The sequence below is a fragment of the candidate division KSB1 bacterium genome (assembly GCA_024655945.1).
Taxonomy (GTDB): domain Bacteria; phylum Zhuqueibacterota; class Zhuqueibacteria; order JANLFK01; family Oleimicrobiaceae; genus Oleimicrobium.
In genome coordinates this window covers 25,129-38,358 of the sequence record JANLFK010000004.1, presented here as the reverse complement: position 1 = coordinate 38,358, position 13,230 = coordinate 25,129, and the positions used below count along the sequence as shown (strand labels likewise).

Here is a 13,230-nt window from a genome sequence, read left to right as displayed (position 1 = left end):
ACAAAAACAACAAGCCAATTGACAGAGTAAACCATGCATGCGCCCCGTCTGTTCCCCTGTCAAGGCACGGCCTCCACTTCTGTGGGCTGCTTCCCAAGCCTGCGGCTAGGCGCAGGCACGGCCTGCTCTTCGCTCTGCTCTGTCTGCGAAGCCTGGGGAGAGGCTTTTCAACCTCCCCAGCCCTACACCAGGGCACCGAACAGCATGCCCGTGATGGTTGCCATGACCACCACAAGGAGAACGAAGGCCGCCGTTTTCTTCGTGCCCATGATGCTGTGCATGACGAGCATGCTTGGCAACGAGAGCGCCGGCCCCGCCAGAAGCAGCGCTAATGCTGGCCCCTGGCCCATCCCGTTGCCAATCAGTCCCTGCAGGATGGGCACCTCGGTGAGCGTGGCAAAGTACATGAACGCTCCAACCACCGAGGCGAACAAGTTGGCACCCAGGGAGTTGCCGCCCACCAGCTGGCTCACCCATCGCGACGGGATCAGCCCCTCTCTTGACCAGGGCGGCCCAGCAGCCCCCCAGCAATGAGCACCCCGAAGAACAAGAGAGGCAGGATCTGCTTGGCATAGCCCCACGTGGAAGCGAACCATTCGCCGGCCTCACCATCGTCGCGGCTGGTCAGGATGGACAGCCCCACCACGCCGACGCCAAAAGGAACCGTCGGCGTGTGCGGCGCCGAAAAGGCGGCAGCCACCGTGGCGCCAGCTACCAACAGCAGTTTCCACCATCTGAGGTAAAACCACGTCACCAACACCACGGTCAGCGCGGCTGCAGCAAGTCCGGTCAAGAGCCACTTCACGCCGTAGATGCCCGCCCAAAAGCCAACGGCCTGCACCGGCTTGCCCCAGTTGGCGAACACCAGAATCGCCACCATCAAGGCGAAAAAGGGAGCTGTTTGCCACAGCGGGCGTTTGGCTGCTGGCGTTGGCAACAGCATCTGCGCCTCTTCTTTCGCCAGCTCCTCCTTGCGGAAGAAGAGATGCATCAGCAGGCCGATGACGATGCTGAACAGCACTGCGCCGACCGCTCTGGCGATCCCCAGTTGCAGGCCGAGAATGCGTGCCGTCAACTCGATGGCCAGGACGTTGATGGCCGGCCCCGAGTAGAGAAAAGTGGTTGCCGGACCCAGACCGGCGCCCATGCGATAGATCCCCGCAAATAAGGGTAGCACCGTGCAGGAGCACACCGCCAGGATGCTCCCCGACACCGAGGCGACACCGTAGGCCAGCACCCTGTTGGCCCGCGCCCCCAGGTAACGCATCACCGACTCCTTGCTCACGAACACGGCGATGGCACCGGCAATGAAGAAGGCAGGGACCAAGCAGAGGACGACGTGTTCCCGCGCGTACCACTTCACCAGGTGCAACGCTTCGCTAATGGCCCTATCGAAGCGGGGTGCCCCCACAGGCAGGTAAAAACAGACCAGGAAACCTGCGACAATAGGCACCGACGTGCGCCACTCTCTTTTCCAGTCCATTCCTCATTCTCCACAGTCCTACGGCAATGGCAGTCATGCATCTTACCCGCTCGCGCGACCCGGAGCTGCACTCTCCTCCCTGCGCCAGATCCACACAGCAGCAGCCAACATGAGCACGTCCTCGAGGACGCGGTACAGGCTCACCTTGCTGGCTTCGCTCCCCAAGCTGAAGCAGCCGCAATCGATATCCAAGCCCCGCGCCAGAGCCGAAATCAGGCCGGCCAAGAAGACCACCAACATCACCGCCACCAAGAACGCGCTCCCCCTTGTCCATCGCCCTATGATCAGGCCGATGCCACACAAGAGCTCCAGCCAGGGGAGAATCGCGGCAGTCAGAGCCACGGCAAGGTAGGGCAGTAAGCGGTAGTTGTCCACGTCGCGGACGAATTCCGCAGGATCGGCAATCTTGCCCACCGCCGCATATACGAAGATAATGCCCAGCACGATGCGCACTGCGAGATACGGAAGCCACCACTTCATTCTCGCCCTCCCTCTGCCAGGTCTCCGCGGGCCACTGGCCGCCCGGCCCCCATCCAGCCACGCAGGCCATCGCCATAGATGGCAATTGCTCTCAAGCCATGCGCCAGAAGTTCATCTGCCAGGCGTTCGGCCATGTCGCAGCGGGGGTCGTCGCAGTAAATCAGCGCCAGCTGCGCTTGGGCGAGCTTGGCGACCTGTGCAGAGTGTTGCCACACCTCGTCCGCTGGCAGGCTGACCGCGCCGGGGATGTGCGCCCTCGCGAAGCTCTCCGCAGCCCGGGCATCAAGCAACACCACGCCCGGTTTCGCGCGCAGCGTATCCAGCTGGCTCAGCGTTACATAGTACAACCGAGGCCCTGCGGCACTGCCTGGCTCGCCGCCGCCGAGAGCAATGTCCGACAGGACGGTCTCGCCCTCCGGGGCAGGCGTCTCAATGGGCGGCCGCGGACGGGTGCGCCTAATCGCCACCCCCTTTGGCCACAGGACATTCCACGCCAGGCCAACAACGACGGCGAGCACGACTAACAGAGCCGCCTGGACAAGCGTCTGCCGCGAGGGGAGAAGTCCGGCCATCGACTTCCTCTCTTCCATCTCCTGACCTTTTCCAAACCGAGCTGAGAGACAATGGGGTTGCCGGCTACTTGGCTTCAATCATCTTGGCCAAGCGAGCCAGCCGCCTCTTGACGATTTCGGCGGCCGTGTTCCGCAAGGCCCACACCTGCGGCTCTGCAATGCGGTAGTACGACCGCGTTCCCACGCGCTGCGGAGCAATGAGCCCCTCCTGGGCCATGACCTTGAGATGGCGGGAGAGGTTCGACTGCTCGATCCGCAGGGCAACCTGTAGCTCGCAGACGCATTTGGGGCCGTCCCGCAGAAGGTCAAGTATCATCAGGCGGTTCGGATGTGCCAGCGAGCTGAGCAGGCGCCCTGCCATCTCGTACATTGGCTCCATGGCTTGGTCCTCGATTCATGCATTCATGCATTTTTGAGCATAACTATATGAACAACGCCTCGCCCCGTCAAGCACTTTTTTGGCGCAAGGCAATTTTTTTTCGGACTCCGCATCGAGTCCTGCTCTCCGAGTCGTTGCCACGTTGCAGTGGCTTTTCGCTTGATTTTTCCGCAAAATCTCTTAAATTACAGCATGAAGTTCCGGTCGTGCCGTTCGTGCTCACTCAGGGCAAGCAATCGAGGACGGAATGGGAGTCTATGAACTCATTGTGCGCCGGCGCACCATTCGGCGCTTCGAACCAGAGCCGGTGCCCTTCTCAGCACTCGAGAGGATCGTGGACGCCGCCCGCTTGGCTCCGAGCGGAGCCAACCTCCAGCCTTGTGAGTTTGTGGTTGTGGATGACCCCCAGCTTGTGGAGTTGTTGTTTTCGTGTACCAAATGGGCAGGCTACCTGCCGCCTGAGCAGGGACCCCCTCCCCCGGGGCAACGACCGACCGCATATGTGGTCGTACTTCTCAATCGCGAACGCCGGCAGCAAGGCGGCGAACACGATGCGGGTGCCGCCATCATGAGCATGATTTTGACTGCCTTAGAGCTTGGCATAGGTGCCTGTTGGATCGGGTCAGTTGACCGCCCGAGGGTACGCGAAGCACTGGCCGTTCCGGCGCACTGTGAGATCGACTCCGTGCTTGCCCTTGGTTATCCGGCAGAAACTCCGCAGGTTGAGCTGCTCCAAGACTCGGTCAAGTACTGGCGCGACGAGAACGGAGTCTTGCACGTGCCCAAGCGGGCACTGCAGGAGGTCATGCACCACAACAGGTACTGAACGGAGCACTGTCTCGGCAGCCAGAGGAGCTGCTCGCTTGACCTGGCTGGACCCGGAGCAATGCGGGCAAGAAATCACGGGCTGTGGACAGGGAGGTGGTGAAGCGAGCTGGCTGCGGGTGGTTTCTACCCTTTGAGAGGACAAGCGCGAATCTGACCGCAGACCTCAGAGCCACATCGTGCGCAGCAGTTCATGCCGGCTCGCCCGCCGGCATGAAAAGGACATTGGCTTGACCCATGTTGCACGGGCACTTCCGCCAGCGAGGCAACGCATTGGCTAAGGAGAACCAAAGGTGGTCGCGCGAGATCGTATCGTAGCCTATCTCGACCAGCTTCTTGAGCCAGCCTCCTACGAGGACTCTTGCCCTCAGGGTCTGCAGGTCGAGGGCACACCCCACGTCAACAAGATCGTCACCGGGGTGTCCGCCTCGCTTGAGCTATTCCGCCAGGCTGAAGCCAAGCAGGCCGACATGGTCATCGTCCACCATGGACTTTTCTGGGACCAAGACAGCAGAACCGTGAGAGGATTTCTGAAGAAGCGCCTGGCGGTGTTACTGGCGAACGACATCTCGCTGGTCGCCTACCATCTGCCCTTGGACGGTCATCCAGGCTTTGGCAACAACGCGCTGGCCGCGCGCGCCTTAGGCCTCATGTGCTTGGAGCGTTTCGCCACGGTCGGCCACTGGGGGAGGTACTCCGAACCGCTGGATGTGCGGGTGCTTTTCAACAAGGTCAAGATCTTGTACGAAAGCAATCCGCTGATCTTCGACTACGGGCCACCCAGTGTCGAGGCCGTGGGCATAGTCTCTGGCGGCGGCGCACGGCATCTGCGGGAGGCGATCGACTTGGACTTGCACTGCTTCATCACTGGCGAGCCGGTGGAGGCCGCCATGCACTTGGCCAAAGAGAGCCGCATTCACTTTGTGGCAGCCGGCCACTATGCCACCGAGCGATTGGGGATCAAAGTGCTCGGTGAGCAAATCGCCCAAGAATTTGGCGTGGAGGTGGAGTTCGTCGACTTGCCCAATCCGGTGTGAGCGATGCTGGAAAAAACCGCACCGGCGAGAAGGTCCTCAAACCGGTTGTCGTTCCCTGTTTCTCTGCAGAGAGACAGGCGTTGACAACGTATCAGCGCGGCAGCATAGCTTGCCGGCGGCAGAAGGCGCAAAGTCATGCAGTCGAACTTGGCCCAGGGGGAACCTGGAACATAGGGTCAGAGGCAAGGGAATAGCCACGCGGCGGAGCGTATGTTAGGAAAGCAGAAACCCCCTGTTGAGGTGAAGGCCTTCATTGAGACCATGAAGCGCTCCTTTGGGGGCATATTTGCGCCCCGCCGCGACATATTCATCGTCCACGCCCCGGCGCGATTGGAGCTCATGGGGGGATTGACTACCGCCTTTGGCGCAGTAGTGCTGCAAACCACCCTCTCAGATGCCGTCGTGGTGGGGGTTCAACGCCGCTTGGATCGGAGAGTCCTGGTGCGCAGCTTGGGGGTAGAGGAGTTCGGCCTCTCCTCGACGGTGGAATGGGACTTGGACCGGGTATTGAGTGTGCCGGAGAAGAGCCGGCCGGGTTCGGTTCGCGCCCTGTTTGCCAAAGAGCGTCGCGGCGAATGGGTCGCAGCCATCGCGGCCATCTTCTATGAGCTTGTCTCCAGCCGGGTGCTGGGGAGTTTCGATGCCGGGGTGAACGTCGGCATCCAGAGTTCCATCCCCATGGGCGCGGCGCTCGGCTCTTCCTCGGCGCTGATCTGTGCTGCTGCCTTGGGCATTATGCGCCTCTTTCATATCGACATGCCCACGGCAGAGGTCCCCGCGCTGTGTCATCGCGTGGAGACGCGCCTGTTGGGCATGGACGCCAGCATCGCCGACCACCTCACCGTGTGCCTTTGCAGCAGCCACGAGGTGCTGGCTATCCGCTGCCAGCCCGGGGAGATCATCAAGCGAGTGTCTATCCCGAAAGAGGTTCGCTTTGTGGGACTCAATACCATGGTGGGAAGCTCGGCTGAGAACGAACACTATGCGCGAGCCCAGGTTGCGGCTTGCATGGGCACCAAAATCATTCTTGATCACGCCCGCAAAGCCAAGCAGTTACCTCAGGCATTTGACGGCTACCTTTGCAACATACCCGTGACCGATTTCGCCTCGTACCGACGCCTGCTGCCGGCCAAGGTCACCGGCAAGCGGTTCCGCGCCACCCACGGCAGGCTGCCCGACGCTCGTCTGGCAGTAAGTCCCTCAGCAACATACCGCGTGCGCAGTTGCACCGGGCACCTGTTGATGGAGCATCGCCGCGCCGAGCAAATGTTGGCCCTGCTGAGCGACACTGGTGGCGAGTTGGACGAGCGCATGGTACGCGTGGGCAGGTTGATGTTGGACTCGCACGAAAGCTCACGCCGGGACTGCAACCTGTCCAGCCGGGAAGCTGACTTGTTGGTGAGCATGGTCAAAGAGCGGGGGCCGGTGCAAGGCCTGTACGGGGCCAGAGCAACGGGACGCCGGGCAGGGGGAACCGTGGCCGTGGCCGCGGCGGCCAACACCGAAGACGTGCTTCAGAACGTCCTGGCCCAATACCACGACGCCACCGGCGTGCAGGGACGGCTCCACACTGGGTCGGCACCGGGTACCCTGCTGGGGACCGTGACCACAGCGCAATTCTCATGAGCATAGACTGCCGCAAAAGAGACAGCAAGGTGCTCCCCGAGTTGGAGATGCGGAGAGTGGCCAAGAGCCCCCAGCCGCGCCTGATGAACTCGCACACGGCGACTGCTCTGGTGCGGACGCGCCGCGAGCGCACATCGGCTCGTGCCGCTGCCTTGCCGTGCGCGTCAACCTCAGCCACCACCGGTGAAAAGAGACGCAGGTACGTGCACAATCCACTCGCAGAGTCCCGAATATGACTTCACCCTCCTTCTTCCGGGTTGGTTTCTTTACCATCTTCACCTTGCTCAGCGTCATGCGCCTCTACTACCGTGCGAGGGCGGGACTGCTCAGAGAGCCGCCCCCTCTGCGAGCGGAGGGGAATCTGGTACCGGTCGTGCGAGTCCTTTTCGGCGTGCCGCTGCTTCTGGCGACGCTGTGCTACTGCCTCGCCCCGCAGAGGCTATCCTGGATGACCGTTCCGCTGCCGGCGACCGCACGCCTGGCAGGGCTGGCGCTGGGCCTCGGGGCTCTGTTGGCCCTCTGGTCGGTGCACCACGCCTTGGGAAATAACTTCACCACCTCCGTCGTGCCCAAGGCGCATCACACCCTGGTGCAGACAGGCCCGTACCGCTGGGTCAGGCACCCCATGTATTCGTCATACCTGCTGCTCTTCGTGGCAGCTTTCCTGGTCTCGGAAAATGCGGGGATTGGGCTGATGGGGACGGCCATCATCCTTTCGTTGATGACCCTGCGCCTGAGGAAAGAAGAGGCTTTGCTCATCGAGCGCTTCGGAGAGAAGTACCGCAGCTACATGAAGACGACCCGCAAGTTCTTTCCTGCCATCAATCCGCGCTCGTACCTGCGACGGGCGGCAGTGCCCCCCGACGAAGCAGTGCGCGGGGAGGAAACCTTCGCCCGGGAAGCGCATCTGGTGCTCAATGGTGGCCCACAGGGTGAGGATGCGTGAGGCAACGCACATGGCGGTCAGCGGCGCCTCAGGATTGATCGGCAGGGCTCTCTATGCGGACTCAGCCAACACTGTACAGCGCCTCGGGGCAGATCGCCAGCCAGGTGCTTCCTGGCGGCAGTTGGGTGAGCCCGCTGTGCGCGCGGGGGCTGAGCCGCACCTTCCTGTGGGGCCAGATCTTCGCCTTGTCGCGACGCCTCATGGGAGGGTTGCCGGGAGCCAAGGAACACGGCGAGGGGTGACGTGCTAAGGAGCGGCGACATTAGATCTCCCCTGCGCACGGTCCTCGGCCGCCCCGGAGGCCGCGCGGTGGTGCTCGGTCGGCAAGAACCGGTGGTAATCATCGGCGAGAAGATCAACCCCACGGGCAAGCAGCAGTTTGCAGAGGAGCTGCGCCGCGGCGACCTGTCCAGCGTGCGCCGTTGGGCTGCAGAGCAGACGGCTGCCGGGGCCGGGGTCATCGACATCAACGTCGGCACAGACGGGGTCAACGAAGTGGAGCTGCTGCCCGCTGCCGTGCAGGCGGCAATGGAGTGCACTGACCTCCCGCTGTCGCTGGACAGCGGCAATGTTAAGGCCGTGGAGGCAGCGCTGGCGGTCTGCACTGGCAAGGTAATCGTCAACTCCACCACCGGCGAGAGGCAGGCCTTGGAGACCATCCTTCCTCTGGCTATGCGCCATGGCGCTGCGGTGATTGGCCTGTGCTATGACGAGGAGGGGATTAGCTCCGAACCGCGCCGCCGGCTGCAGGTCGCCGAAAAGATCGTCGACCGGGCCGTAGCCTTTGGCATCCCGCTGGCCGATGTTATCCTCGACCCGCTTGCTCTGCCCGTGAGCACCGACACGCGAGCTGCCGCAGTCACGCTGGAGACGGCGCGGTTGATCCGGGAGCATTTGGGCACCAATCTGACCTTAGGAGTGAGCAACACCTCCTTCGGCCTGCCGGATCGCGCTGCGCTCAACTTGAGCATGCTGGTCATGGCCATTGCCATGGGCGTCAACTGCCCCATCGTCGACCCAACGCGACCCGAGGTCATCAAGGCGGTGCTGGCATGCGACCTGCTGGCGGGCCGCGACGAGATGGCTGCCCGCTGGCTACAGCATTTTCGCAGCAGGGCCGGGGACGCAACTGATCGCAAGCGGCCGCAGAACGGCTGTTAGGGAACGCCAGCGCGGCAAAGGACCGCGCTGCGAGGAGAGATCAAACGCGCGGGGCGCGCAATCGGGGCGAGAGGAAGCAAGTTGCCTGCGGGCGAACGTTGTGCAGAAAGGGCGTTAACAACGGCACCAAGAGCAAGGGAAACAAAGATACGCTATTTGGACGGGCAGCGCCTGAAGCGGGCGATCGTCGCCGGCTCTCATTTTGTGATTCGCGCGCAGCGGGAACTGGACGTGATCAACGTCTTCCCGGTGGCCGATGCCGACACCGGCACGAACATGGCCACCACGATGTCGTCGGTCGCTGAGGCTGTGGCGCAGTGCGACGGACGTTCCATCGCCGATGTCGGCAAGGTAGCTGCTGAGTCAGCCCTCAATGGGGCGCGAGGAAACTCCGGGGCGATTCTCGCTCAGTTCTTTGAGGGCCTGCGCCAAGAGTTGCGCGGCAAGTGGCGGGTATCCACCCGCGCCTTCGGCAGAGCAGTGTTGCGCGCGGCCGAGCGTGCACGCCAGGCCATCGCCAATCCGCGAGAGGGCACCATCATCACGGTGATGCGCGACTGGGCTGCTCATTTCCATCGTCACGCAGAGCGCAAGAGTGACTTTGCCGAGCTCCTCCGCGACTCGTTGGGCGAGGCACGCCGCTCCCTGGCCGAGACACCTCGCAAGCTTGACGTGCTGGCACGCGCAGGCGTGGTCGACGCGGGAGCGCAAGGTTTTGTACACCTTCTGGAGGGGATTGTCGACTTTATCGAGACCGGTCGCATTCGCGGCGCAGCATTGCGACGCCGCATCGCGCACCGCTTCCGCCCGCCGCGCACAGAATCACCAGAAGAGTCAAAGTATCGGTTTTGCACGGAGTGTCTGCTGTCGGAATCCCGCGCTGGGCGCCGCCGCCTGGCCTCGCTGCTGGGCCCACTGGGCGACTCGCTCATCGTTGCCGGTCGGAGCGCCAAAATGCGCATCCACCTGCACACCGATGACCCGCAAGCCGCATTGCAACTCCTGGCGAGGTACGGCCAGGTTTCCGCAGTCAAGATTGACGACATGCGCGCACAACGCATCCCGAAGGCGCAACCAAAGCGCAAGGGCATTGCGGTGGTTACGGACAGTTCCTGCGATTTGCCCGACGAGTTCATGAAGCAACACAATATTCTGGTGGTGCCGCTCACCGTGCACTTCGGCGCCCAGTCTTACCTGGACAAGGTGGAACTGCAGCCGGATGCTTTCTATAAGAAACTCCTCACCGAGGCCGTCCATCCAACTACCTCGCAGCCGGCACCGGGAGACATTCTGCCCATCTATCGCCAAGCCTTAGCGAAGCATCAGTCCGTGGTGGCAATCCACCTTGCCGGGGCCTTGAGCGGTACCCTGCAGGCCGCAAGGATTGCTGCGCAGCGGTGCCCAAGGAAGAGGCTGCATGTGGTGGACGGGAAAAGCGCTTCCATCGCCTTAGGCCTGGTTGTTGAGCAGGCGGTGGAGGCCATCCGACGGGGGCTTGACGTAGATGAGGTTGTGGAGCGCGTGCAGCGGGCTGCGGACAATGTGCGCATCTTCTTAGCTGTGCCGACGCTGCGCTACTTGCTGCGCAGTGGCCGGGTCAGTTGGCTGAAGGCCGGCATCGGCACCCTTCTCGGCATCAAACCGGTCATCAGCCTTGACGAACAGGGCCAGGCGGTGGAGGTGGCAAAGACCTTTGGGGGGAAGATGGCTCTGGAGAAGATTCTCAAGCTGGTGCTCCGCCATGCCCGACGATTTGCCGCGCCCCGCTTTGCCGTGGCGCACTCGCACGCTCCGGAGCTTGGGAACTGGCTGGCTGCACGCCTCGAGGCGGCCACCGGCCAGCAAGGGATCTGGGTCGTCGATGCCGCCCCGGTGCTCGGCGCGCATGTAGGACCTGGAGCCGCGGCAGTCGCCGTGCTGGGTATGGAAGGTCCCTGAGGCCAACCGCTCGCACGTTAGGAGAGGCCAAGGCGATGTTGAACCTACCCATCGTGATGGTGCTGAGCTACTTGGCGGGATCCGTCCCGACCAGCATCATCGTCAGCAGACTCTTTCGGGGCATCGACATTCGCGATTATGGCAGTGGCAACGCCGGCGCCACAAATGTGCTGCGCGTGTTGGGCTGGCGACTTGCCCTGCTGGTGATGATAGTCGACGTGGGCAAGGGATTTGTCGCAGCGCGATTCATCGCCCCGCTGGCTTTCGCAGCCATTCCCGGTCACCCTGCTCTTGTGCAAATCTTGGCCGGGACCAGCGCAGTGGTGGGCCACATCTACACCGTGTTCGCGGGGTTCCGCGGCGGCAAAGGGGTCGGCACCGGTGCCGGCGTAATGCTTGCGCTCTATCCTTTGGCTACCCTCATCTGCGCAGTGGTGTTTTTCGCGGTGGCCTTCGCCACTCGCTATGTCTCCTTGGCCTCGCTCACCGCAGTGACCCTCCTCCCCGCATTGCTCGTCCTCTTCAGGGCAGCGTTTCATTGGCCCGCGGATCCGTACTTGTTGGTGTTCGCGGCGCTCGTCGCGGCGCTCATCGTTTTTGCCCATCGGAGTAACATCCGCAGGCTCCTGGCCGGCACCGAGAACCGCTTCGGGAGCAAGCGACAAGATGCTCAGACTGCAGCGCGCGAATAGGCAGAGCCGCCTTGCTGTGCCACGTGGAAAGACAATGCCAATAGCCAGCGAAGAACCAGCGAAGCCAACGTGCGGGTCAGCGCAGGTCCGGGCGACCTTGGACATAGCCGCTCGGGCTGCGCGAGCGGCGAAGCAGTCTGACACCGGCGGCGCGCTGAGGTCGTAACGGGAGGCCGAAGCCAGACGTGCAAGTCACCTTTCTCGGCACCGGCGCCTCTTTACCCATGCCCAAGCGCGCGCTTCCGGCGGTGGCCCTCTCCCACAATGGGATCATCACTCTCTTCGACTGCGGTGAGGGCACGCAGTTTCAGCTGCAGCGCGCCGGCTTGTCGCCCCACAAGATCGCCTGCATCTGCATTTCCCACCTGCACGGTGACCACTTTTTCGGTCTGCCCGGGCTTCTGGCCTCGCAGACGCTGATGTCTCGTGTGGCGCCCCTGCAACTGGTGGGGCCGCAGGGCCTGAGCGAGTACCTGCGCACGACTCAGCGACTAACCGGCACCCGGCCGTCGTTTGACCTGCACATCACGGAGGTGACGCCGCAGCAGGATTATCTGGCGCTGCGCCTGGCGAAAGCAACGCTGGAGGTGCGGGCTTTGGAGCACACCACGTTCTGCCTCGGCTTCTGTTTCGTGGAAAATGACCTGCCGGGGAAATTCGATGCGGAGATGGCGACGCGGTTGGGCATCCCCGAGGGACCAGAGCGAGCCGCATTGGTACGGGGCGAGCCGGTCGTCCTTTCCAATGGCAGGCTCGTCAAACCCGAGGCCGTGGTTGGGCCACCTCGTCGGGGGCGCAGGGTTGCCTACTGTGTGGATACTAGGCCGTGCGCTTCCGCCGCCTTGCTGGCGAAGCGGGCTGACCTCCTCATCCACGACGGCACTTTTGCCCAAGACGAGGACGATCGTGCTCGTGAGACCGGCCACTCCACGGCGCAGCAGGCGGCGGAAATTGCGGCACAAGCCGGCGCGCGTCGCCTCTTTCTCACCCATATCAGCGCGCGCTATGTGGACGATGGTTCGCCGCTGCTCAGTGAGAGTCGGGCGCTATTCGCGCAAACCGAGGTCGCCTCAGACCTGATGAGCGTAACTGTTTCATTGCGGGAACGAGATTAGGCGTATGCCCTCTTCTTCCCAACAGCGCGCGCGCTTGATCTGGGCCCTGGTGCTCGTCGGCCTGCTGGCGGTGTCTTTGGCCTCCATCCTCATCAAGCTCTGCGCTGCGCCGCCGTTGGCAATCGCTGCCTACCGCTTGACCATTGCGGCTTTCGTGTTCGTGGCCGCCACGCTGGTGAAGGGCTGGTCGCCTCTCCGCCCCTTCTCGCCGCCGCAGCTCCGCATAGCAATTGCCTCCGGTGCCTTCCTCTGCCTGCATTTCGCCACCTGGATCACCTCACTGCGCTACACTTCGGTTGCCAGTTCTGTGGTCTTGGTGCAAACGGCGCCGATATTCGTCGCCTTGGGTTCGCGCCTCCTTCTCCGCGAGAGTGTGCCGCCTCTTCTCTGGCTGGGCATCGGTTTGGCCATGCTCGGGGGCATTATCATCGCCGGCCAGGATTGGGGCTTAGGGGTGGACACTCTGCGAGGGGACCTTCTGGCCTTAGCCGGAGCGGTGGGGGCAGCAGGCTACTGGCTGGCGGGAAGGCGGCTGCGGGCGACGATCGGCATCTTGCACTACGCCGCGGTCGTGTACAGCACGGCCGCTATCCTGCTCACGGCGCTCGCCCTGCTCAGCGGCGCACGCCTCTGGCCATATCCGACCAGTACCTTGCTCCTCCTTCTGCTGATCGGCCTGGTACCCCAGGTGATCGGCCACACCAGCTTCAACTATGGTCTGCGTTTCCTGCCGGCCTCGGTGGTGTCTGTGCTGGTCCTGGGCGAACCGGTGGGGGCCACGGTACTGGCCTACTTCATCCTCGCCGAGACCGTTTCCGCTACCAAGGCACTTGGCGGTATGGTGATCTTGGCAGGTGTCTACCTCACTGCCCGCGCCGGAACGGCGCGTGCCGCCCCTGGGTCCGGCACGGGAGAAAGCGGTTGAAATTCTGCTTGCCGCGTGGTATATTTCGTCGGCAAGCATAGAAGACATCAC

General features: G+C 62.9%; 13 protein-coding genes and 1 pseudogene. 10 read left to right on the top strand and 4 right to left on the bottom strand.

Translation table 11 applies throughout. The features are described from left to right. Positions 1–182: 182 nt before the first annotated feature. The 4 genes and pseudogenes from NUW13_06605 to NUW13_06590 all read right to left on the bottom strand — a co-directional run bounded on the left by NUW13_06605 (position 183) and on the right by NUW13_06590 (position 2,914). Positions 183–1,483, bottom strand: a pseudogene (locus NUW13_06605) (permease). A 42-nt stretch (positions 1,484–1,525) separates the two neighbouring features. Further along, the gene (locus NUW13_06600; protein MCR4438698.1) at positions 1,526–1,963 is read right to left on the bottom strand and encodes a DoxX family membrane protein; all 438 of its coding nucleotides are present in this window, start codon (positions 1,961–1,963) and stop codon (positions 1,526–1,528) included. Continuing rightward, positions 1,960–2,553 carry a rhodanese-like domain-containing protein gene (locus tag NUW13_06595; GenBank protein ID MCR4438697.1) on the bottom strand — a complete coding sequence of 198 codons (594 nt, stop codon included), beginning with the start codon at positions 2,551–2,553 and terminating at the stop codon, positions 1,960–1,962. The genes NUW13_06600 and NUW13_06595 overlap by 4 nt, the downstream gene beginning before the upstream one ends. 46 nt (positions 2,554–2,599) lie before the next feature. Beyond that, entirely contained in the window at positions 2,600–2,914 is a 315-nt protein-coding gene (locus tag NUW13_06590) for a metalloregulator ArsR/SmtB family transcription factor (protein ID MCR4438696.1), read from the bottom strand. A 247-nt stretch (positions 2,915–3,161) separates the two neighbouring features. On the opposite strand from NUW13_06590, the gene NUW13_06585 reads away from it, so the two are divergent. The 10 genes from NUW13_06585 (at position 3,162) to NUW13_06540 (ending at position 13,179) form a co-directional block, all read left to right on the top strand. Then, on the top strand, positions 3,162–3,740 hold the full coding sequence (locus tag NUW13_06585) for a nitroreductase family protein (protein ID MCR4438695.1): 579 nt from the start codon (positions 3,162–3,164) through the stop codon (positions 3,738–3,740). Positions 3,741–4,032: 292 nt separating this feature from the next. Beyond that, entirely contained in the window at positions 4,033–4,776 is a 744-nt protein-coding gene (locus NUW13_06580; GenBank protein MCR4438694.1) for a Nif3-like dinuclear metal center hexameric protein, read from the top strand. 210 nt (positions 4,777–4,986) lie between these two features. Beyond that, positions 4,987–6,402, top strand: coding sequence for a hypothetical protein (locus NUW13_06575; protein MCR4438693.1), 1,416 nt, complete (start codon positions 4,987–4,989; stop codon positions 6,400–6,402). A 232-nt stretch (positions 6,403–6,634) separates the two neighbouring features. Further along, entirely contained in the window at positions 6,635–7,348 is a 714-nt protein-coding gene (locus tag NUW13_06570; protein MCR4438692.1) for an isoprenylcysteine carboxylmethyltransferase family protein, read from the top strand. A gap of 53 nt (positions 7,349–7,401) precedes the next feature. After that, the gene (locus NUW13_06565) at positions 7,402–7,590 is read left to right on the top strand and encodes a hypothetical protein (protein ID MCR4438691.1); all 189 of its coding nucleotides are present in this window, start codon (positions 7,402–7,404) and stop codon (positions 7,588–7,590) included. A 1-nt stretch (position 7,591) separates the two neighbouring features. Then, positions 7,592–8,509 carry a dihydropteroate synthase gene (locus NUW13_06560; protein ID MCR4438690.1) on the top strand — a complete coding sequence of 306 codons (918 nt, stop codon included), beginning with the start codon at positions 7,592–7,594 and terminating at the stop codon, positions 8,507–8,509. Between the two features lie 156 nt (positions 8,510–8,665). Beyond that, complete coding sequence (locus tag NUW13_06555; protein MCR4438689.1) at positions 8,666–10,447, top strand: DegV family EDD domain-containing protein; 1,782 nt, start codon at positions 8,666–8,668, stop codon at positions 10,445–10,447. A gap of 35 nt (positions 10,448–10,482) precedes the next feature. Then, positions 10,483–11,139, top strand: coding sequence for a glycerol-3-phosphate 1-O-acyltransferase PlsY (gene plsY / locus NUW13_06550; GenBank protein MCR4438688.1), 657 nt, complete (start codon positions 10,483–10,485; stop codon positions 11,137–11,139). A gap of 185 nt (positions 11,140–11,324) precedes the next feature. Beyond that, entirely contained in the window at positions 11,325–12,254 is a 930-nt protein-coding gene (gene rnz / locus NUW13_06545) for a ribonuclease Z (protein ID MCR4438687.1), read from the top strand. Positions 12,255–12,258: 4 nt separating this feature from the next. Then, on the top strand, positions 12,259–13,179 hold the full coding sequence (locus NUW13_06540; GenBank protein MCR4438686.1) for a DMT family transporter: 921 nt from the start codon (positions 12,259–12,261) through the stop codon (positions 13,177–13,179). Positions 13,180–13,230: the final 51 nt, after the last annotated feature.